Raw genomic sequence first — 20,323 nt, 5'->3', positions numbered from 1 at the left:
CGTTCCTCCTGGGCAGTTGCGTCTCTGCCATAGCGAAATCGCCCTCCCCGGCAATTTGATGCTTGTCAATGCGACCGATTCGCATTAGCGCCAAAATCGTTATTGCAAATCATTCTCAAAATGAGGATCTCGTGAGCATTACTGCCAAGCGTCTTGCCTTCCTCGCTTCCTGTGCCGCGCCTGCCCTGCTGGGCAGCGCCCCGGCCAGCGCGGAACTGGCGGCCGAGGCAGCCGATGCCCCGGCGATCATCGTCTATGGTCGTCCCGATGGCTATGACATCGAGAAGACCCGTACCGCGACCAAGACTGAAACCCCGCTGATCGACGTGCCGCAGACGGTCACCGTGCTGAGCCGCGAACAGATCGACGATCAGGGCGTCGAATCGCTGGGCGAGGCGCTGCGCTATGTTCCCGGCGTCGTACTGGGCCAGGGCGAAGGCCACCGCGACCAGGTGACCTTGCGCGGGCAGAACACCACGGCCGATTTCTTCCTCGATGGGCTGCGCGACGATGCCCAGTATTATCGGCCGCTCTACAATACCGACCGCGTCGAGGTGCTGAAGGGGGCCAATGCCCTGATCTTCGGGCGCGGCGGCGGTGGCGGGGTGATCAACCGCGTGCCCAAGGCACCGGAGTTCGAAAAGGCGCGGACCGATTTTTCGGCCGGGGTGGACAGTTTTGGCGGCTGGTCGATTGCCGCTGACCTCGATCAGCCCGTCGGCGAAAGCTTCGCCGCGCGCCTCAATGCCACTTACGAGGCGCTGAACAACCACCGCGACCGGTTCGACGGCCATTTCACGGGCATTGCCCCCACGCTGGGCTGGAAGCTGGGCGAGGCGACCCGGCTGGTCGCGGCGTACGAATATGTCGAGGACCGGCGCATCACCGATCGCGGCGTCCCCTCGTTCGCGGGCAGCCCGCTGCGCGGCTTTGACGAGGTCTTCTTCGGTGACACCACGCTCAACCGCGCCAGCGTGACCGCGCATATCGCGCGCGTGAAGGTGGACCACGAGTTCTCGGACAGCCTCAACGCCAACCTCGCCGTGCAGTTCGGCGATTACGACAAGTACTACGGCAACATCTATCCCCGCGCCGCCGCAACGCTGACCACGGTCGAATTCGAAGGCTATGAAAACTACAACAAGCGGCAGAATTGGTCCGCACAGGCTAACCTGGTGTGGCAGGGTGAAACCGGCGGGCTGAACCACCAGTTGCTGATCGGGTTCGAGGCGAGCGACCAGGACACCGATGATGCCCGCGCCCTCACCCTGTTCGGCCCGACCAACGCGAGCCGGATCACCGTTCCGCTGGGCCGACAGATCACTGTGCCGGGTGCCCGCTATGGGGCGATCAGCCGCTCATCGGCCTCCAACGTTCGCGCGCTCTCGGCCTATATCCAGGACCAGATCGATCTCGGCGAAGTGGTCAAGCTGGTGCTGGGCCTGCGGTATGACGATTTCCGGATCACCTCGACCAACCGCATCAACGGTTTTACCGCTACCCGCAGCGATGCGAAGTGGAGCCCGCGCGCCGGCCTGATCATCAAGCCGCGCGAGAACGTCTCGCTCTATGCCTCTTATGCGAGAAGCTTCCTGCCGCAATCGGGTGACCAGTTCGTGGTCCTAGATGCCACCACCGCGACGCTTGCGCCGGAAGAGTTTCGCAACCTCGAAGCCGGGGTGAAGTGGGACGTGACCGAACGCCTGGCCTTCACCGCCGCGCTCTACCAGCTTGACCGCACCAACACCCGCGCCAACGGCCCGGTCACCGGCGTGGCCGTGCTGACTGGCAAGAGCCGCACCAAGGGGATGGAGCTGGCGCTGGTCGGCACCCTCGCCAAGGGCCTTCAGGTGACGCTTGGGTATGCCTTGCAGGACGGTGAAGTGACTGCGACCACCACTGCTGCGCCCGCTGGTCGCACCCTGGCGCAGCTGCCGCGCCACCAGCTGTCGGCCTGGGGCCGCTATGACGTGACTGACCGGCTGGGCATCGCGTTGGGCGCGGTCAAGCAGTCCGACCAGTTCGCCACGATCAGCAATGCCGTGCGGATGCCGGGCTATACCCGGATCGACGCGGCGCTGTTCTACAAGGTTTCGGACGCCATCCAGCTACAGGTCAATGTCGAGAACCTGACCGACACCGATTACTTCCCCAGCGCCCATACCGATCACAACATCAGCCTCGGCGCCCCGCTCAACGCGCGGCTGGGGCTGAAGATCAAGCTGTAAGCTTCGTCCGCTCGGCCAGCCAGGTCTTGTTGCCGCGCTCCACTTCAAGGAATGCGGCCAGGACCGAGCGTTCCGGCGCGGTATGGCCGGTTTTGCCAAGCGCGGTGATCTGGGCATAAAACCAGTATTGCCCGGCAAAGCTGTCTACTGCGCGCAGCATCGGCACCTTTTTCAGGAACGATAGCCAGGCCGGAAACAGGCCCAGGCCGTTCTCGGCGCGCGGCAGGCTCTCCGTCCCGGCGAGGATCCGCGCCGCGCCATCGGGCTCGACGCAGAGCGGGCGGCCCAGACCGATCACGTCGGCCGCGCCGCGCGCCAGCGCTTCCTCCATGGCCGCGCGGGTACGAAAGCCTCCGGTGACCATCAGCGGCACCTTGACCGCATCCTTCATCGCCAGGGCGAAGTCGACGAAATAGGCCTCCCGCGCGAGTGTGCTGGCCTTGACGCCCGGCTGCTCGACCGGCTCCATTCCCTCGATCCCCAGCAGGCGCGGTTGTTCATAGGTGCCGCCGGAAATCTCGATCAGGTCCACCCCGTCATCGGCCAGCCAGCCAGCCACGGTCTGGCTGTCCTCGAAGGCGAAACCGCCCTTCTGGAAATCGGCGCTGTTGAGCTTGACCGACAGGGCGAACTGCGGCCCCACCGCGGCGCGGGTGGCGCGCACCACTTCGCGCAGGAAGCGGGCGCGGTTTTCAAGCGGTCCGCCCCATTCGTCGGTCCGCTGGTTCGATCGCGGGCTGAGGAACTGCGAGATCAGGTAACCGTGCGCGGCATGGATCTGGGCGCCATCGAAGCCGCCCTCGCGGCAGGACTGTGCCGTGCTGGCAAAGCGGGCGATCAAGTCGCGGATCTCGTCTCCAGTCAGGGCGACGGGTTCGCCGAACTGGCCACCGGGCAGGCCCAGCTTGACCGCCGATGGCGCCTTGGGCTGCGGGTTGACCGGCTTCATCGTCTGCCGCCCGGCATGGCTGATCTGCGCCCAGAACTGCGCTCCACCTGCCTTGGCCGCGCCGGTCCAGCGGCGCAGCGCGTCGATCATCGCCCCGTCGGCCGGCTTGTCGAGGATCACATTGCCGGGCCGCTCCAGGTGATCGCCATCGACCTGGACATTGCCCGACAGCAGCATGCCCGCCCCGCCCGCACCCCAGACGCGATAGAGCCGTTCCAGCTCCGCCGTTGGTCGGCCCAGCGGATCGGCCAGCCCCTCGGTCATCGCCGCCTTGCTGAGGCGGTTGGGCAATACGGCCCCGCAGGGCAGGGTCAGCGGCTGGTCAAGCATGGAGTATCCTTAGGTCAGGGGGCTTTCATTGCAGGCACGGCCGCAGCCGCATCGCCGGGGGTCAGCCCTGGCGCAGGCGCGGCGCTGATGGTTTCGAGCTGCCGTATCACCCGCCCGGCGCGCTGGATCGCCCGGACCAGGCGCGGATAGACCCCGCATCGGCACAGGTTGGGCACGGCGGCCTTGATATCCTCGGGCGAGGGATCGGCATTGCGCGCCAGCAAGGCAGCGGCGGCAATCGCAATCCCGGGGGTGCAGAACCCGCACTGGATCGCCTGCTCGGCCACCAGGGCCTGCTGGACGGGATGCGAACGGTCGGGCGAAAGCCCTTCGATCGTGGTCACCACCCGGCCTTCGGCCTCGGCCAGGGTTATCAGGCAGGAGGGCAGCGCCTCGCCATCGACCAGCACCATGCAGGCTCCGCAATCGCCCGCCCCACAGCCATATTTGGTGCCGGTCAGGTTCGCGCCGTCGCGTAGCGCCCACAGCAACGGGGTCTGCGGGTCCATGTCGAAGGCCAGCGGCCGTTCGTTGATGGTCAGGCGCGACATGGGTGGCTTAGTCGCGCCAGCTCCGGTCGGTCCGGTCGATCACCCGCACCCAGGCGTCGAAATCGGCCTTACCCGGCCCGCCAGGCAGACGGACCTGCCCCACGTCGCGCTGGTGAACCTGCACCACCTCGTCCGGGATCAGCACCGGCTTACCGGCCGCCATGGTTGCCAGCTGGATCTCGCAGGCGCGCTGGAGCGACCAGTGCTGGATGAAGATCTCGCCGATCGAGCGACCCAGGATCACCGGACCATGGTTGCGCAGCATCAGGATGCGCTTGTCACCCAGGTTCTGCAGCAGCCGTTCGCCCTCTTCAGCGCGGACAGTGACCCCTTCGAAATCGTGATAGGCCAGCTTGCCGATGAAGTTGCAGGCATAGAAATTCACCGGCTGCAGCCCGCCTTCCAGGCTGCACACCGCCATCGTCGCCGTGGTGTGGGTATGGCAGATCGCATGGGCCCAATCGACATGGCGGTGGAAATAGGCGTGCTGGGTGAAGCCCGCCTTGTTCACCGGGAACGGGCTGCCATCCAGCGTGTTGCCGTCGATGTCGATCTTGACGAGGTTGCTGGCGCAGACTTCGGAATAGAGCAGACCATAGGGGTTGATCAAAAAGGCTCCCTCCTCGCCCGGCACCTTAAGCGAGATGTGGTTGTAGATCGATTCGCTCCAGCCCAGGTGATCGAACACGCGGTAGCAAGCGGCCAGTTCCTGGCGGGCCTGCCATTCGGCTTCGCTGCAATCGAGATTGCGGGCGTGCGCGTTCCTGATCTGGGTGGCCATCGCTATCCTCCGGTTGTCCTTTGCAACCGATCCTAGGCGATTCGCGCCTACATGGAAATCCGGAAACCGGCCCATAGGGTGCGCGGTGCGCCAAGGTCGATCGAGCCGGCCTGGTTGCGGGTGATCACCTGCGCATCGGTCAGGTTCTCGGCCCGCAACACCAGCGCGAGCCGCTGCCCAAGCGGCACTTCGGCCACAGCATCAAGCGTGGTGGCGGCCGCCAGCCGGTCGGTCTGGAGATCGTCCTCCCACTGCGCGCCGGTGTGCTTCAGGCTGAGCGCGACGAGCGCCCGCTCGGCCGGCTGCCAGGCCAAGGTTGCAATTGCGCTCAGCCGGGGCACCTGCGCCGGGCGCTTGCCATTGAGCGCGGCCGACGCCCCGCTGGCCTGCACCCGCGCCGACAGCCACGACAGCGCCGTATCCAGACTGACCTGACCCGCCGTCACCGCCAGCGCGGCTTCCAGCCCGCGCGAGCGAACGGCATCGACATTGCGCCGTTCGCGCAGGTTCGGGCCAATCGTGACATTGGCGATTGCCCCCTTCACCCGGTTGTCGAAAGCAGTGAGACGCAGGGTGACATCGTCCAGCGGCGACCAGTCCAGCCCGCCTTCGAATCCTTCGAGCCGCTCGTTCGCCAGCGCGGCATTGGCACGGGTGGTAACGGGGAAAACCGTGAAGGGCCGGTAGAGCTCGTTAAGCGTCGGCTGGCGCATGCCGGAATAGGCTGCCGCGCGCAGCGCCAGCCCCGGCGCGGCCTGCACCCTGATCCCCCCGCGCAGGCTTTCCTGCCAGCCGGAACGGGCCGCGAAGGTGAGGTTGCTGGTGACAGTCCCGGCGCCGTTAGCCTCGCGGAAAAAGCCTTGGGCCACTTCCCAGCGATCGACCCGCGCAGCCAGGGTCAGCAGCAGCGGGCCAGAGCGCCAGTCATGTTCGGCATAGAGCCCCAGGTCGCTGTTGACCCCGCCCGCCTTGCGCCGCGCGGTGACCAGGCCGGTAACAGCACTATAGGCCTCTTCCTGCATTTCCCCGCTTTGGCGGCGCCAGTCGATCCCCAGTCGCAAGGCATGGGCTTCGCCAAGCGGCGGGCGCAGTTCGAACTTGGCACCAAGGCCGGTGGCCGGAGTGCGCCGCTGGTCCAGCGTCTTGCGGAAACTGGTGGCGGAAATGACCACGTTGGAAAAATCGCGCGCCTGGACATAGCCCAGCGCCTCGAACTGCCAGGCCCCCCGCCCGACCAGTCGCAGCGAGGCGTCCTGTCCGCTGGCGCCGCTATCGGCCCCGGCAAAGCGCAGCGTGCGGTTATCGTCAAATAGGCTGGCGCGGGCTTGCAATTCCAGCTCCGGCCCCAATGGGGCGACGGCGCGCAACGCGGTGGACCAGCTATCGAACCGCGCCCGGACCGAGGCGGGCACACGCTGCGCCTCGGACGTGGTCCAGAAGCCCTGCCCCCGGTCCCACCGGCCTGAAAGCACGGCAAACCCCGAGCCAAGGCGCGGGGCGAGGCTGGCCGAAAGCTCGCTCTCACCCCGGTCATTGACCAGCGCGGCGGCAGAGAACAGTCCAAGCGCATCCGGACCGGCACTGGCAAGGTCAATTGTCCCGGCCACCGCGCCGGCGGCAAAGGCCCCGGCCCCACCGCCGCGCAGCACGCGCACCGAATCGAACCGCTCCGGCGGGAGGGCCGACAGCGGGACATAACCGAAAAAGGGATCGACCAGCGGGACGCCGTCAAGCAGCACCAGCGTGCGACTGGAAGCATTGCCCCCCAGCCCGCGCAGGGTGATCCCCTGGGCAGAAGGGTTGGCCGAGCGGCTGTCCGACCGGCGGAACTGCTGCACGCCAGGCGCGCGGGCCAGCAAGTCCTCGATCCGGCCCGAAGCAAGGCTCCGCGCATCCTCGCGGGTCAGTTCATCCCCGGCATAGGCCCGCTGGCCTTCTGGCGCATCAAGCGCTCGTCCAGTGACGACAATCGCCTCGGGCAGGTCTGCTGATTGAGGTGCGGTGGCCAGCGCGGGCTGCGCTGCCGTGGCAACAAGCAAGCCGATCGCTGAAAAGTGGTGCCGCTTACGTGACTCGAACACGTGACCCCATCATTACGAATGATGTGCTCTACCGACTGAGCTAAAGCGGCCCATCAAATGGTTTGGTGGAGGCCCGAGCCGGAATCGAACCGGCGTAAACGGATTTGCAGTCCGGTGCGTAACCACTCCGCCATCGGGCCATCCATCCCCTTTGGCGAACCGCAGGGGAAGCGCGCCACTAGCGCGGGGGGCGGCGCTGTGCAACCGATTCATCCAATCCGGGCAAAGCGCAACAGGCGGCGGGCAGGGTCGGCTGCCTCCAGCCGCACCCGGATCCGGTCGCCGGGCACCACCTCATTGGCTGCGGTGCGAGCGACAACCGGAGCCGCACAGAGCTGGATGCGGGCACCGGCTTCGCCAAGGTCGGTCACTACGGCCTCGAAGACCTCGCCCTCGCGCCCGGCCAGCAGCGCCACTTCGGCCAGATCGACCACGGCGCGTTCGACCTGCCCGGCCCGCGCCTCGGCGCGCTGCATCGTCGTGGGCAGCCGCCCGAAGGCCGCGCTGATTTGCTCGGGCACGGGGCGACCATTGGCCAGGGCCAGTGCAGCCTCGATCACATAACGATCGGCCAGCCGCCGCAAGGGGGCCGTGGCATGGGCATAAGGCGCAGCAATGGCGGCATGCCAGGGCAGCTGCTCTGCCGCATAGGGGGCATAGCTGGCCCCCTGCCCAGCCCTCCGAACGGCCAGCATGAAGGCGCCGTGGCGCGGATCGCGCGGATCGAGCTGACGTTCGAACTGGGCCAGCGTGGCCTGGTCCGGCCAGATCAGGCCAAAGGCCCGCGCGGTCTGCCGCAGACGTGCCTCGGCCCAGGCATCGGGACTGGCCATCACCCGGAACAGGCCGGTGCGATGGGCCAGCAGCAAATCCGCCACGGCCAGGTTGCAGGCCAGCGAAAGCGCGGCGTTGTGCGTCTCGCTGGGTAGCAGCGGCCGCAGCCGCAGTTCGAAGCGGCCCAGCGCATCGCGATCCACTTCCTGTTCGGGCGGATCGACCCTTGCCGCCGCGCGGCGCAGCTCAGCCGCACCGATCCGGGCGGCGACCTCGGCAAAGCCGGGCGGCAAATCCGCCTCCCGCACCGTTTCGTAAGCCAGCTTGGCCCGGCTGCGGATCACCGCGCGGGTCACGCCATCGATGATCGCCACGCCATCGGGGCGCACGCGGACCGTGAAGACTACCGCCGGACGCGGGCCATCCGGCAGCAGGCTGGCAGCGCCCTCGGCCAGCGCCGGGGGATAGAGCCCCGCCTTGCCATCGGGCAGATAGGTCGTCACCCCGCGCGCCCAGGCTTCCCGGTCCAGCGGATCATCATGGGTCACGAACCAGCCGACATCGGCAATGGCATAGTGGAGCAGCCAGTCAGCCTCAGCCGACTCGATCGCGAAGGCCTGGTCAAGATCGGTCGATCCCGCCGGGTCGAGCGTTACAAAGGCCCGGTCCAGCCAGTCGGCATGGTCGGTGGGTTGCCGCTGCGCCGCCACCTCGGCCGCGGCCAGCACGGCCGGCGGGAAGCTGGCCGGCACCTGGAACTGCTGCCGCAATTGCGCCAGCCCATCGGCCAGCAGACATTGCGGATCGCGCAGCATCTTCATCGCCGGTCAGACCTGACCGGCTCAGGGATCGACGTATTCGGCCTTGCGCTTTTCCATCTGGCTCATCACCGCCTCGATCTGGTTGCGGCTGCCGATCAGCGCGGTCTGTTCGACGCTTTCGGCCATCAGGATTTCGTCGGTGCCAGCTTCGAGATAGCGGTTGAACAGCCGCTTGGCCGCGCGCTGGGCATGGGGGTTGCGATTGGCGATATCGGCCGCGATCGCGGTGGCGCGAGCCACCGGGTTGGGATCGACAATCGTGGCAAAGCCATATTCGCCGGCCTGCTCGCCGGTGAACTCGCGGTTGGTATAGGTCAGCTCGCGCAGCACGTCGTCGCGCACCATGCCCTTCCACAAGGCATAGCCGCCCATGTCGGGCACCAGGCCCCACTTCAGTTCCATAACCGCCATCCGGGCCGTGGGATCGACCACACGGATATCGGCGCCGCTGGCAATCTGCAGCCCGCCGCCAAAGCACACGCCGTGGACCGCCGCGATCACCGGCACCGGCAGCTTGCGCCACTGCATCGCCACCTGCTGGGCGCGGTTGGCATTGCCGTGGGTCCGGTCGATCAGCGGGATCGCTTCGTGCCGGTTGGTATTGGCCATGCTGCCCAAGTCCAGCCCGGCGCAGAAGCTGCGGCCTTCACCCGCCAGCACCACGGCGCGCAGGCCCGGCATCGAATGCAGCACTTCGCCCGCCTCGATCAGGGTATCGAACATCGCAGGATCGAGCGCGTTCATCTTGTCGGCACGGATCATCCGCACCTGGGCCACGCCATCTTCCTGGATGGTGATGGCAACGCGTTCGTTGGGCTTCAGTTCGTGCCGCATTGGTCCTCGATCCCTGATTGGTGTTCCCCGGCTTCCTTGCGCAAACGCAGGTGCGCGTCCAGTCCCAAGTCACCGGGCAGGCTCAGGCCCGGCCGCAGCAGCTCCCCGGCCAGGCGATAGGCACCCCCGGGCCGGGTCTGGATCAGCCCGTCCAGCCCGGCGATCCGCAGCTTGACGCGCAGGCGGCTGACGTGAACGGCCAGACTGTTCGTTTCCGGCCGGAAGGCCAGCCGCCAGACATCGCCGCGCAGCTGGCTGGCCGCCACGGCCCGCCCCGGATCGTCGGCCAGTCGCCACAGCAGCAGGAACTCGCGCGGGTGCAGCCCCACCGCCCGCCCGGAAACGAAGGCCTCGCGTTGCAAAAGGTCGAGCTGCAACGGACCGATCTGGCGCTGGCGGGGCAAGGCCCGCAAACCGGCCGCGATCCTGATAGCCCGCGCTTCGACTTCCTCCAGCCGGGGTGGTCCGGGCACGGCATCGCCGAAGCCAAGGCGCAGCAGCCGCGCCCGCTCACCCGCATCGTCAACGCCGATAGCCAGCACCCTGCGGCGGTGACGCGGGCTGGAACCGAGCAGCATCACCCAGTCGGCCACGGCGGCACGATGCGGCATGGCCAGGAGCGGCAGCGCTTCGTCCGGGGGCGGATCGCTGTGCGGAGCGAGCATGGTCCAGCCAAGCTGCCTGAGGTCGCAGCCGTCCGGCATGGGCACTGGCGCAAACCACTGGAACCGCCGCAAGGATCGCCTCTCGACACCGCAGCCACCCCGGCGCAAGCCTTGCCGCCTTGCAGCGAGAGCGGCAAGTCGGTCGCGGTGCGAGGTGTGGCGATCAGGCTGCGGTGGTGTTGACGCCCATGCTGGCCAGATAGCGGCGGATGTTGCGGGCGGCCTGGCGCAGACGCTGCTCGTTCTCGACCATGGCGATGCGGACAAACCCCTCGCCCTCTTCGCCATAGCCGACGCCGGGGGCCACGGCCACTTCGGCATGGGTCAGCAGCTGCTTGGAAAACTCGAGGCTGCCCATCTCCTTGAGCGCCGGGGGCAGGGGCGCCCAGGCGAACATCGAGGCCTTGGGGCTGGGAATCTCCCACCCGGCGCGGCCGAAGCTCTCCACCAGCACGTCACGGCGCTTCTGGTAAAGGTTACGGTTCATCTCAACGATATCCTGGGGACCGTTAAGTGCCGCGCAAGCGGCCGCCTGGATCGGGGTGAAGGCTCCATAGTCCAGGTAGCTCTTCACCCGCTTGAGCGCCGCAATCAGCCGCGGGTTACCAACCGCGAAGCCGACCCGCCAGCCGGCCATCGAGAAGGTCTTGGACATCGAGGTGAATTCCACCGCGACATCCTTGGCGCCCGGCACCTGCAGGATCGACGGGGTCGGGTTGCCGTCGAAATAGAGCTCGGAATAGGCCAGGTCGGACAGGATCCAGACCTTGTTTTCCTTCGCCCAGGCCACCAGCCGCTCGTAGAATGCGAGGTCCACCGTCTCGGCCGTCGGGTTAGAGGGATAATTGACGATCAGGATCGAGGGGCGCGGCACGGTGAAGGCCATCGCCCGCTCCAGCGATTCCCAATAGCGCTCGTCCGGCGTGGTCGGGACCGAACGGATCGTCGCCCCGGCAATGATGAAGCCGAAAGTGTGAATCGGGTAGCTGGGGTTCGGTGCCAGCACCACGTCGCCCGGCGCGGTGATCGCGGTGGCGAGGCTGGCGAGGCCCTCCTTGGAGCCCATGGTCATGACCACTTCGGTTTCGGGATCGAGCTCCACCCCGAAGCGGCGGCCATAATAATTGGCCTGGGCCTTGCGCAGGCCGGGAATGCCGGAGGAGGCCGAATAGCCGTGGGCATCAGGCTTTTGCGCCACTTCGCACAGCTTGTCGATCACGTGCTGCGGGGGCGGCAGGTCCGGATTGCCCATGCCCAGGTCGATGATGTCTCTACCGGCGGCGCGTGCTGCGGCCCGCATGCCGTTCACTTCGGCGATGACGTAGGGCGGCAGGCGCTTGATGCGGTAGAACTCTTCTTCCATGACCTCGGCTTCATAAATGCGGCGGAATTGTCGCGCATTCGTCTGTAAGACGCTTAAGCCGCGCTGGCAAATCGGTTAGGGTGGCCGCGCCAGCCGCTGAATCGGGACCGACCATGCGCGACGATGACCTTACCAAGACCTTCGACGCCATGTTTGCCGAGCCGCTCAAGCTTTGGGAGCAACTGGTCCCGGCAGGCGTAAAAAGTGGCGAACTGGGCGAATGGGCGGCTGCGCTGCAGACCATGCAAGGGCTGTGGCTCGATTTCGCGAAGGATCAGGCGGCCAGCTTCGCCAACAAGGCGCCCGCGATGCTGGCTGATCCCGGCAACTGGCTGGGGGTCTATGAAGGCTGGGTCCGCGCCCTGCCGCTCACCCGCCCCGAAGTGCAGCAGAAGCTGTGGGCCGATGGCATGGCGCTGTGGCAGACGGTGCTGGGGCAATACGGCATCGACGGGAAACCGACCGGTGACAATCCGGATCTGCCGCGCACGGACCGCCGCTTTGCCGATCCGAAGTGGCGCGAACAGCCGTTCTTCGCGCTGGTTCACCAGACCTACCTGATGGTCGCCGAACAGGTGCTGGCCCTGGCCGACAGTGTCGAAGGGGTGGATGAACACCAGCGCGAGCAGCTGCGCTTCGCCGCGCGCACCCTGGTCGAAGCGCTCAGCCCGGCGCACTTCCCGGTTACTAATCCGCTGGTGCTGGAACGCGCCATTGCCACCAAGGGCCAAAGCCTGGCCAAGGGGCTGGAGCACTTGCTGGCCGACCTCAAGCGCGGGCAACTGACCCATGTCGATCCGCAGGCCTTCCGGCTGGGGGAGAACCTGGCAACCACGCCGGGCAAGGTGGTTTACCAGACCCCCCTGTTCCAGCTGATCCAGTACTGCCCGACCACCGAAAAGGTGCTCGAAACGCCGCTGGTGATCTTCCCGCCGTGGATCAACCGGTTCTACATCCTCGACCTTACGCCGCAGAAAAGCTTCATCCGCTGGGCAGTCGAGCAGGGCGTGACCGTGTTTGTCGTGTCCTGGAAAAGCGCCGACGAGAGCATGAAGGGCCTGACCTGGGACGATTATATCCGCGCCCAGATCGAGGCGATCGATACGGTTCGCGAACGGCTGGGCGTGAAGTCCGTCCACACGATCGGGTACTGCGTGGCCGGGACCACGCTGGCCGCGACGCTGGCCGTGCTGGCCCGGCGGGGCGAGGCGGACAAGGTGAAGAGCGCCACCTTCTTCACCGCCCAGGTCGATTTCGAGAAGGCGGGTGAGCTCAAGGTATTCATCGATGACCAGCAACTGAAGGTGATCGAGCAGCTGGGCGAGGAGCACGGCTTCCTCGACGGGCGCTATATGGCGACCACGTTCAACCTGCTGCGCGGGAACGACCTGATCTGGAACTACGTGGTCAAGAACTACCTGCTGGGCGATGATTACCCGGCGTTCGACCTGCTCCACTGGAACGGAGATGTCACCAACCTGCCCGCAAAGTGGCACCAAGCGTACCTCAAGGACCTGTACCGCGATAACAAGCTGGTGGTACCCGATGCACTCAGCGCCGATGACACGCCGATCGACCTGACCCGGGTCGAGACCCCGGCCTATATCCAGGCCGGGCGCGAGGATCATATCGCCCCGGTCGAAAGCGTCTGGCGGATCATGCACCACCTGCGCGGGCCGAAGACCTTCCTGCTGGCCGGATCGGGGCATATCGCCGGAGTGGTCAACCCGCCCTCGGCGAAGAAGTACCAGTACTGGACCAACCCGGCCGAGGTCGAAACCCTGGCCGAATTCATCTCTGGCGCGACCGAAACCCCCGGTTCCTGGTGGCCGCACTGGATCGCCTGGCTGCGCGGCCAGGACAGCGCCGAAGTGCCCGCCACGGGCAAGCGTGTGCCCGGCAGCAAGGGCGACAGGGTCATCGAGGACGCCCCCGGGACCTATGTGAAATCTCCTTAAATGTCCGATTTGAAGTCTTTATTGCCATTTTTGCTGCACTGCACAAAAATGGGTTGACTTCGCGGGTGCAATATCTATTTTGTGCACTGCAACATGAGCCCTGGCCAGTGCCCGGGACATTCGCGAAGGATTACCCCGATGGCCGAAGCCACCGTGAACAAGATCGACGAAGCCAAGGCCGAAGTTTTGGCCGAGAAGGCTTATGCCGCCGCCGCTGCGGCCACCGAAGCAAAGGCCGCTCCGGCCGCCGCGCCGAAGAAGGCTGTCGCTGCCAAGGCCGCGGCTGTGAAGAAGGCCGTTGCCCCGAAGGCCGCCGCCAAGCCCGCCCCGGCCAAGAAGGTCGCGGCGAAGAAGACTGCCACCAAGATTGCCCCCAAGGTTGCCAAGCCCGCCGCCAAGAAGGTTGCGAAGGCTGCCCCCCTCAAGTCGAAGGACTCCTCGATCATGGCCAAGACCCAGCACGCCGCCGAAGATCTCACTGCCAAGGTGAAGGACGCCGTTGCCGACCTGCAGGAGCGCGCCAAGACCGCGTTCGAAAAGAGCAACGAAACCTTTGCCGAACTGAACGAGTTCACCAAGGGCAACGTCGAAGCCCTGGTCGAATCGGGCAAGGTGCTGGCCGCCGGCCTGCAGGACCTGGGCAAGGTCTATGTCGAAGACGCCAAGACCGGCTTCGAAACCATGACTGCCGACGTCAAGGAACTGGCCGCCGTCAAGTCGCCGACCGACTTCTTCAAGCTGCAGGGTGAAATCCTGCGCCGCAACTTCGACGCTGCCGTGGCCACTGGCTCGAAGCGTTCGGAAGCCATCGTGAAGCTGGCCAACGACGCCTTTGCGCCGGTCCAGAACCGCGTCAGCATCGCGATCGAAAAGGTCAAGCAGGCCGCCTAACCCTTCGAGACGCCGCCGCGCCTGCGCGGCGGCTCCTCAGGGCCAACGGGCCGTTCCTCGCCTGGGCGGTGATCCCTCTCCCCACCGCCCGGCGAGCCTCATTGCGGGCCGGACAGTCACCAGGCTGTCCGGCCCGCTTGGTATTTGGACCGGGTAGCCCTGCGGGGACTTGTCCTTGCCCCCGGCAATGCGATATTCACACCCGATGATTGAAACCGCCCACCTCGCCATATCGCCCGTCCGCGCCGCGGATGAAGGTGAAGGCGATTCGGGGGGCAGCGGCGGCCAGGGCCAGATCGGCATCGCCACCAAGACCCGCGCCAAGCCCAAGAAGCCCAGCCAGTTCAAGGTGCTGATGCTGAACGACGATTACACCCCGATGGAATTCGTGGTGATGGTCCTCAAGCGCTTCTTCAACATGGACCTTGAACAGGCCACGCGGGTGATGCTGCACGTCCACCAGAAGGGCGTCGGCGTCTGCGGGATCTTTCCCTACGAAATCGCCGAGACCAAGGTGAACCAGGTGATGGACTTCGCCCGCCAGAACCAGCACCCGCTGCAGTGCACGCTGGAAAAGGCCTGAGCCGCACAGCAGCGGCGCGCCGCTAAGCCACCGCCGTTCCGAACAGGCGCCCGATCGCCCAGGTCGCGGCCATGGCCAGCGCGCCCCAGAAAGCCACGCGCAGCACGCCGCGCCCGATCGGGGCGCCACCGGCCCGCGCGCCGACTGCCCCCAGCAGCATCAGGAACAGCAGCGCGGCAAATGACACGCCGAGCACCAGCTGCCCGATCGGCAGCAAGGCGGCGGTCCCCAGCGGCAGGGCCGCGCCGACGGCAAAGGTCGTGGCTGAGGTGAGCGCCGCCTGAACCGGGCGGGCCCGCGTGATGGCGTGCAGGCCCAGTTCGTCGCGGGCATGGGCGCCCAGCGCATCGTGGGCCATCAGCGCAGTCGCCACCTCGTTCGCCAGGTCCGGCGTAAGCCCGCGCTCGCGATAGATCGCGGCCAGCTCCTCGTGTTCGTGTTCGGGATCCTCGGCCAGCTCGCGGGTTTCGCGGGCGATGTCGGCCGACTCGGTATCGGCCTGGCTAGAAACCGAGACATATTCGCCCGCCGCCATCGACATGGCCCCGGCCACCAGCCCGGCCATGCCGGCGACAAGGATTTCAGGCTTGCCCGCCGAACTGGCGGCCACGCCGACGATCAGGCTGGCGGTGGAAACGATCCCGTCGTTCGCCCCCAGCACGGCTGCCCGCAGCCAGCCGATCCGTTCCACCGTATGCCGTTCCAGATGCATCCGCATGGCCAATGCCCTCCCAACCGGGGCACAGCTTGCGGCGGATTGCGCGGCAAAGCAATTCCCGCTTCCGCCCTCGCCCCGCCGCCGCTATGGATCGGGCTGCAACGGCAGGCCGGTGGCCGCCCGAAGGATAAGTGCTGGCCGCCTAGTGAAGTCCCTTCCCGCCATCGACCGTTACATCTTCCGGCTCGTGCTGATGCCGATGCTGGGCGTCTTCGTCATCGCCGCATCGCTGCTGGTGCTGGACAAGATGCTGAAACTGTTTGATTTCGTGGCGACGGAAGGCGGGCCGGTATCGGTCGTCTTCCGGATGCTGGCCAACCTGCTGCCCGAATATGCCAGCCTGGCGATCCCGCTGGGCCTGCTGCTGGGGATCCTGCTGGCCTTCCGCAAACTGGCCACCACCAGCGAGCTCGACACGATGCGTGCGGTCGGCCTGTCCTATACCCGGCTGCTGCGGGTGCCCTACATGATCACGATCGTCCTGGCCGTGGTGAACCTGGCGATCGTCAGCTATCTCCAGCCGCTGTCGCGCTACTACTACGAACAGCTCCAGTTCGAACTGCGCTCGGGCGCGCTGGGTGCCTCGATCAAGGTGGGGGAGTTCACCACCCTGAAGGACAAGATGGCCTTGCGGATCGAGGAAAGCCGCGAGGAAGGCCGCCAACTGATCGGGATCTTCGCCCGCGTTTCCTCCTCGAAGGGCCAGGTCCTCTCGATCTCGGCGCGCGAGGGGCGGTTCCTCGCGCTGAAGGACAGCCCGGACACGATCATCCTGCGACTGACCGATGGCCAGATCGTGCAGGACAATCCGGGGCGCCCGCCCCGGGTGCTGAGCTTTTCGCGCCACGACCTGCCGATCGACCTGCCGGCGGTGGAGGAATTCCGCCAGCGCGGCGGCAAGGAGCGGGAATACTTCCTGCCCGAACTGCTGCGGATCACCTGGAACGACCGGGTCAGCGAAAAGGTCCGCAACGAGACCAGCGCCAGCCTGAACTTCCGGCTGGTCGAAGTGGCGATGATGCTGCTTCTGCCGCTGCTGGCCGTGGCGCTGGCGATCCCGCCCAAGCGATCAACCTCGGCCCTCGGGCTGTTCCTGTCGATCGTGATGGTGGTCGCCTATCACAAGGTCAACGAATACGGCATGGCGGTGTCCGCGTTGGGCAAGGTTTCACCCCTGATCGCGCTATGGGTACCCTTCGTGCTGTTTTCCGCGCTGATCCTGTGGATGTATTGGCGGGTGGCCTATGTGCCCGGCGGTCAGCCGATCGGCGCGCTGGAACGCATGGCCGGAAACCTTGGCAAATGGGGCCGCCAGCTGGCCAAGCGGCTTGATCGCAACCGGACGGCAGAGGCGAACTGATGCGGCTGGAATTCTTCCCTTCGCCCACCCTGACACGGTACCTCGCCAAACTGTTCGTGGTGCGCATCCTGGCCGTGCTGGTGATGCTGGTGCTGGTGCTCCAGACGCTCGACCTCTTGTCCGAAAGCGGCAAGATCCTAGGCGTGCCGGGCAATGGCCAGGCCGAACTGTGGCACTATATCTCGCTGCGTACGCCGCAGCTGATCGCGCGGTTCCTGCCCTATTCGGTGCTGCTGGCGACGATCATCACCCTGGCAACGCTGAACCAGAACAGCGAGGTGGTCGCGATGAAGGCGGCCGGCCTCTCCGCGCACCAGGTGCTGGCCCCGCTGCTGCTGACGGCAGCGGTGGTTTCGGCCTTCAGCTTTGCCTTCAACGAACGGGTGGTGACCCGCGCCACCTCGACGCTCAAGGCCTGGACCGCGGCGGAATTCGGAGCGGTTCCGCCCGACCCCCGCATCCGCACCAATGTCTATCTGCCCGACGGGCCGAACATCCTGGCGGCAGCGGCGGTCAGCGGCACCGGCAAGCTGACGCGGATGGACAACGTCACCTGGTATCGCCGCGATGCCGGGGGCATGGTTCTGGAACAGCTGCGCGCGCCGCATGCCACCTATGCCAATCCCGGCTGGCAGCTGGACCGGCCGATCCGTTTCGAAGTGGCCAGCACCCAGAACGCGCCGCTTGGCCCCACCGTGGTCGCGCGCGGGATCACGCCTGAACAGGTCGCGATCAGCAAGGTCGATCCGGACGGCCAGAATGTGATCGAGCTGTACCGTTCGATCCAGTCACTGAAGGCGCAGGGTCGCCGTACCAGCGAGCTGGAAGGCAAGTGGTGGCACAAGTTCTCCGGCCCGCTGGCTGCGCTGCTGATGCCGTTGCTCGGCGCGGTGGCGGCCTTTGGCCTGGCGCGCTCGGGCCAGCTGCTGATCCGCGCGATCATCGGCATGGCACTGGGCTTTGCCTATTTCGTGGTCGACAATGCCGCGCTCGCCATGGGCAATTTCGGCGGCTACCCCCCGCTGATTGCCGCCTGGGCACCGTTCCTGCTGTTTGCCCTGGTGGGCGAGACGGTGCTGGTTCGCACCGAGGAATAGCGGCTCAGCGCGCCTTCATCGTGCTCTTCGCCAGATAGCCGACCAGCGGCAACAGGCCGGGGTAGCTGGCCTTGGCGTAAGTCGATTCCGCGCCCAGCTGCCGGGCCAGCCGGCGATGCGCCTCGGGCAGGGCGTGATAGGGAAGGCTGGGCAGCAAGTGGTGCAGCGCGTGATAGCGCAGGCCGACCGGGGCCCACAGTTCGGCCAGCAGCCCCGGCGGCGGGACATTGACCGAATCGAGGAACTGGGCGGTGACCGTCATCGGCTCGCCCTCGTTCTGCCACAGGTGCGCCACCAGCGTGCGAACCTGGTTCAACACGGCCGTGGCCGAGATTACCGCCAGGCCGATCGCCAGTGGCCGCCAGTCATGCACGGCGGCATACCACACCAGGAACAAGGCCCAGGCCGAGGCGCCCAGTTCCTGCCAGAACACCTGCTGGGCAAAGTCACCCTCGGCCGGGCGGCGGCGGAATTCCGGATTGATCGACAGGGCCGAGGCCCGTTCCCAGACCAGGCGGCGCAGCGGCGGCACGATCACCCCCAGCGGCACCAGCACGGCGGAGCGGATCAGCAGGCCGATCGGCAGCAGCACCGCCACCACGATGAACAGCGGCAGCGACCACGGCTTCATCAGCGCCAGCGGCAGGTATTCGGGATCCTCCACCGTGCCATAGCGGGTGCGGGCATGGTGCAGGGTATGGACGTTCTCGTACATCAGCGAGGGCGTGAGCATCGGGATGCCGACGAGGAGGTTCCAGCCAAAGCGGAAACCCGGCAGGGCATCGCGGTGGATATGGGTCAGCTCGTGAATGAACAGCAGCGCGCGGTAGAACGCGAGTGCCGAAACCATGCCCGCCAGCACTGCCTGCCAGGTGACCGGCAGCAGGATCGCGCCGGCCAGGCCCGCATAGCCCAGCGCGGCCGAAACCAGCATGTCGGGCCAGTAGATGCTGCCCTTGGCCTGCGAGATATCGCGGGTCTGCTCCACCGCAGCGCGGAGCATGGCCATGTCATCGGCAATGCCGGCGCCCCGGGCGGTTCCCTTGGTGGTATCGGCGATGGCTTCGTGGGCGGTCATAATTCACTCTAGCGTGGCTTGGCCCGCTTGGCTTGGCAAGTGCGGCGGGGCATAGATGGCGGCCTGATGCGATAGAACAAAGGCAAGATCGTGGCCCATACGGAAATTGTGATCACAGAAGTCGGCGACAAGCAGGGTCGCGAGGCCTTTGTCGACCTGATCTATCGCCTCAATGCCGATGATCCCAATTTCGTGCCGCAGCTGCGCTCGGAAGAGATCGAGCGCTATACCCCCGGCGGCAACCCCTATTTCGAACATGCCCGCTGCCAGCTGTTCCTGGCCCGCCGAGGTGGAGCGGTGGTGGGCCGGATCGCCGCCCATATCGACGAGCTGGCCCTGGCCCAGCCGGCCGAGCAGGGCATGGGCCCCGGCACCGGCTTCTGGGGCGCGCTTCAGGCCGAGGACGCGGATGTCGCTGCCGCGCTGATCGCCCGGGCCGAACAGTGGCTGCGTGACCAGGGCATGACCCGCGTGCTCGCGCCGATGACCCTCTCGGTCTGGGAAGAGCCGGGCCTGCTGGTTAAGGGCCACGATCACCCGCCCATGGTCATGATGGGCCACAACCCGCCGCATCACCAGGGCTGGATCGAGGGCGCCGGCTATCAGGGGGTGAAGACCCTCGCGACCTGGGACCTCGACATCACCAGGCAATTCCCGCCGCTGATCCAGCGGATCGTCCAGTCGGGCGAGAAGAACGAGCGGATCCGCATCCGCGACGTGGACCTCAAGAACTTCGACCGCGAGGTGGAGATCATCTGCAACATCCTCAACGATGCCTGGTCGGGCAACTGGGGCTTCGTGCCATTCACCCAGACCGAGATCGCCTATACCGCCAAGAAGATGAAGCCGCTGGTCAAGCCCGACTTGGTGCGGATCGCGGAATACGATGGCGAGCCGGTGGCCTTCATGATCACCCTGCCCGATCTCAACCAGGTCCAGCTGAAGGCCGTTGGCCCCAAGGGCAAGCCATCGCCGCTCGGCTGGCTGCGGCTTGGGCTGTTCCTCCTGCGCACCCGGCCCACGGGCATGCGGGTGCCGCTGATGGGCGTGCTGCAGCGCCTGCAATCGACCCGGATGGCCAGCCAGCTGGCCTTCATGATGATCGAGACGATCCGCCGCGCTTCGGTGGAACGCTATGGTAGCACGCGCGGCGAGATCGGCTGGATCCTTGACGACAATCAGGGCATGAATGCCATCGCCCAGGCGATCGAGGCCAAGGTCAACAAGGAATACCGGGTCTACGCGAAAGCGCTTTAGGCCG

The 20,323-nt window shown here is 66.4% G+C and carries 17 protein-coding genes and 2 tRNA genes; 7 read left to right on the top strand and 12 right to left on the bottom strand.

Annotated features, from left to right (window positions below; all coding sequences use genetic code 11):
- The first annotated feature begins 131 nt into the window (after positions 1-131).
- Positions 132-2,228, top strand: a complete 2,097-nt coding sequence (locus O9281_RS06865) for a TonB-dependent siderophore receptor (RefSeq protein ID WP_298184039.1) — start codon at positions 132-134, stop codon at positions 2,226-2,228.
- Here the strand turns inward: O9281_RS06865 and O9281_RS06860 are convergent.
- The 10 genes from O9281_RS06860 to O9281_RS06815 form a co-directional block, all read right to left on the bottom strand.
- Positions 2,218-3,507 carry an NADH:flavin oxidoreductase/NADH oxidase family protein gene (locus O9281_RS06860; protein WP_298184037.1) on the bottom strand — a complete coding sequence of 430 codons (1,290 nt, stop codon included), beginning with the start codon at positions 3,505-3,507 and terminating at the stop codon, positions 2,218-2,220. The two genes, O9281_RS06865 and O9281_RS06860, sit on opposite strands and share 11 nt — an antisense overlap.
- A gap of 14 nt (positions 3,508-3,521) precedes the next feature.
- The gene (locus O9281_RS06855; protein WP_298184036.1) at positions 3,522-4,058 is read right to left on the bottom strand and encodes a (2Fe-2S)-binding protein; all 537 of its coding nucleotides are present in this window, start codon (positions 4,056-4,058) and stop codon (positions 3,522-3,524) included.
- Positions 4,059-4,065: 7 nt separating this feature from the next.
- Positions 4,066-4,839, bottom strand: coding sequence for a class II aldolase/adducin family protein (locus tag O9281_RS06850; protein WP_298184034.1), 774 nt, complete (start codon positions 4,837-4,839; stop codon positions 4,066-4,068).
- A gap of 47 nt (positions 4,840-4,886) precedes the next feature.
- On the bottom strand, positions 4,887-6,920 hold the full coding sequence (locus O9281_RS06845; RefSeq protein WP_298184033.1) for a TonB-dependent siderophore receptor: 2,034 nt from the start codon (positions 6,918-6,920) through the stop codon (positions 4,887-4,889).
- Positions 6,895-6,970, bottom strand: a tRNA-Thr gene (locus tag O9281_RS06840). The genes O9281_RS06845 and O9281_RS06840 overlap by 26 nt, the downstream gene beginning before the upstream one ends.
- A 16-nt stretch (positions 6,971-6,986) precedes the next feature.
- Positions 6,987-7,060 (bottom strand) — tRNA-Cys (locus O9281_RS06835).
- A 69-nt stretch (positions 7,061-7,129) separates the two neighbouring features.
- Positions 7,130-8,515 carry an RNB domain-containing ribonuclease gene (locus O9281_RS06830; protein WP_298184032.1) on the bottom strand — a complete coding sequence of 462 codons (1,386 nt, stop codon included), beginning with the start codon at positions 8,513-8,515 and terminating at the stop codon, positions 7,130-7,132.
- 21 nt (positions 8,516-8,536) lie between these two features.
- On the bottom strand, positions 8,537-9,349 hold the full coding sequence (locus tag O9281_RS06825) for a crotonase/enoyl-CoA hydratase family protein (protein WP_298184031.1): 813 nt from the start codon (positions 9,347-9,349) through the stop codon (positions 8,537-8,539).
- Positions 9,334-10,053 carry a winged helix-turn-helix domain-containing protein gene (locus tag O9281_RS06820; RefSeq protein WP_298184029.1) on the bottom strand — a complete coding sequence of 240 codons (720 nt, stop codon included), beginning with the start codon at positions 10,051-10,053 and terminating at the stop codon, positions 9,334-9,336. The genes O9281_RS06825 and O9281_RS06820 overlap by 16 nt, the downstream gene beginning before the upstream one ends.
- A gap of 124 nt (positions 10,054-10,177) precedes the next feature.
- The gene (locus O9281_RS06815) at positions 10,178-11,377 is read right to left on the bottom strand and encodes an LL-diaminopimelate aminotransferase (RefSeq protein WP_298184027.1); all 1,200 of its coding nucleotides are present in this window, start codon (positions 11,375-11,377) and stop codon (positions 10,178-10,180) included.
- A 113-nt stretch (positions 11,378-11,490) separates the two neighbouring features.
- On the opposite strand from O9281_RS06815, the gene O9281_RS06810 reads away from it, so the two are divergent.
- The 3 genes from O9281_RS06810 to clpS all read left to right on the top strand — a co-directional run bounded on the left by O9281_RS06810 (position 11,491) and on the right by clpS (position 14,809).
- Positions 11,491-13,335, top strand: a complete 1,845-nt coding sequence (locus O9281_RS06810) for a class I poly(R)-hydroxyalkanoic acid synthase (protein ID WP_298184025.1) — start codon at positions 11,491-11,493, stop codon at positions 13,333-13,335.
- Between the two features lie 138 nt (positions 13,336-13,473).
- Positions 13,474-14,226, top strand: a complete 753-nt coding sequence (locus O9281_RS06805) for a phasin family protein (RefSeq protein WP_298184023.1) — start codon at positions 13,474-13,476, stop codon at positions 14,224-14,226.
- Between the two features lie 205 nt (positions 14,227-14,431).
- The gene (gene clpS / locus O9281_RS06800) at positions 14,432-14,809 is read left to right on the top strand and encodes an ATP-dependent Clp protease adapter ClpS (RefSeq protein ID WP_298184021.1); all 378 of its coding nucleotides are present in this window, start codon (positions 14,432-14,434) and stop codon (positions 14,807-14,809) included.
- A gap of 22 nt (positions 14,810-14,831) precedes the next feature.
- Here the strand turns inward: clpS and O9281_RS06795 are convergent, their stop codons facing one another.
- Complete coding sequence (locus tag O9281_RS06795) at positions 14,832-15,527, bottom strand: VIT family protein (protein ID WP_298184020.1); 696 nt, start codon at positions 15,525-15,527, stop codon at positions 14,832-14,834.
- 145 nt (positions 15,528-15,672) lie between these two features.
- Between O9281_RS06795 and O9281_RS06790 the strand changes: the two genes are divergently transcribed.
- Complete coding sequence (locus O9281_RS06790; RefSeq protein ID WP_298184018.1) at positions 15,673-16,887, top strand: LptF/LptG family permease; 1,215 nt, start codon at positions 15,673-15,675, stop codon at positions 16,885-16,887.
- The gene (gene lptG / locus O9281_RS06785; RefSeq protein ID WP_298184016.1) at positions 16,887-17,984 is read left to right on the top strand and encodes an LPS export ABC transporter permease LptG; all 1,098 of its coding nucleotides are present in this window, start codon (positions 16,887-16,889) and stop codon (positions 17,982-17,984) included. Before O9281_RS06790 ends, lptG begins: the two co-directional genes overlap by 1 nt.
- Positions 17,985-17,988: 4 nt before the next feature.
- Here the strand turns inward: lptG and O9281_RS06780 are convergent, their stop codons facing one another.
- Positions 17,989-19,062 carry a fatty acid desaturase gene (locus tag O9281_RS06780; protein ID WP_298184014.1) on the bottom strand — a complete coding sequence of 358 codons (1,074 nt, stop codon included), beginning with the start codon at positions 19,060-19,062 and terminating at the stop codon, positions 17,989-17,991.
- Between the two features lie 108 nt (positions 19,063-19,170).
- On the opposite strand from O9281_RS06780, the gene O9281_RS06775 reads away from it, so the two are divergent.
- A complete protein-coding gene (locus O9281_RS06775; RefSeq protein ID WP_298184013.1) occupies positions 19,171-20,319 on the top strand; it encodes an N-acetyltransferase in 1,149 nt (382 codons plus the stop codon).
- Positions 20,320-20,323: the final 4 nt, after the last annotated feature.

This window comes from Novosphingobium sp. (genome assembly GCF_027531025.1).
Classification (GTDB): Bacteria; Pseudomonadota; Alphaproteobacteria; order Sphingomonadales; family Sphingomonadaceae; genus Novosphingobium.
The sequence above is the reverse complement of the archived record's forward strand: the minus strand, read 5'-3'. Positions and strand labels throughout refer to the sequence as shown.

Excerpts from the sequence above, each read along its gene's own strand:
- O9281_RS06825 (WP_298184031.1), bottom strand. The coding sequence starts at position 9,349 with ATGCGGCACGAACTGAAGCCCAACGAACGCGTTGCCATCACCATCCAG.
- O9281_RS06855 (WP_298184036.1), bottom strand. The coding sequence starts at position 4,058 with ATGTCGCGCCTGACCATCAACGAACGGCCGCTGGCCTTCGACATGGAC.
- lptG (WP_298184016.1), top strand. The coding sequence starts at position 16,887 with ATGCGGCTGGAATTCTTCCCTTCGCCCACCCTGACACGGTACCTCGCC.
- O9281_RS06830 (WP_298184032.1), bottom strand. The coding sequence starts at position 8,515 with ATGAAGATGCTGCGCGATCCGCAATGTCTGCTGGCCGATGGGCTGGCG.
- O9281_RS06815 (WP_298184027.1), bottom strand. The coding sequence starts at position 11,377 with ATGGAAGAAGAGTTCTACCGCATCAAGCGCCTGCCGCCCTACGTCATC.
- O9281_RS06850 (WP_298184034.1), bottom strand. The coding sequence starts at position 4,839 with ATGGCCACCCAGATCAGGAACGCGCACGCCCGCAATCTCGATTGCAGC.
- O9281_RS06805 (WP_298184023.1), top strand. The coding sequence starts at position 13,474 with ATGGCCGAAGCCACCGTGAACAAGATCGACGAAGCCAAGGCCGAAGTT.
- O9281_RS06780 (WP_298184014.1), bottom strand. The coding sequence starts at position 19,062 with ATGACCGCCCACGAAGCCATCGCCGATACCACCAAGGGAACCGCCCGG.
- O9281_RS06820 (WP_298184029.1), bottom strand. The coding sequence starts at position 10,053 with ATGCCGGACGGCTGCGACCTCAGGCAGCTTGGCTGGACCATGCTCGCT.
- O9281_RS06795 (WP_298184020.1), bottom strand. The coding sequence starts at position 15,527 with ATGCGGATGCATCTGGAACGGCATACGGTGGAACGGATCGGCTGGCTG.
- clpS (WP_298184021.1), top strand. The coding sequence starts at position 14,432 with ATGATTGAAACCGCCCACCTCGCCATATCGCCCGTCCGCGCCGCGGAT.
- O9281_RS06860 (WP_298184037.1), bottom strand. The coding sequence starts at position 3,507 with ATGCTTGACCAGCCGCTGACCCTGCCCTGCGGGGCCGTATTGCCCAAC.
- O9281_RS06810 (WP_298184025.1), top strand. The coding sequence starts at position 11,491 with ATGCGCGACGATGACCTTACCAAGACCTTCGACGCCATGTTTGCCGAG.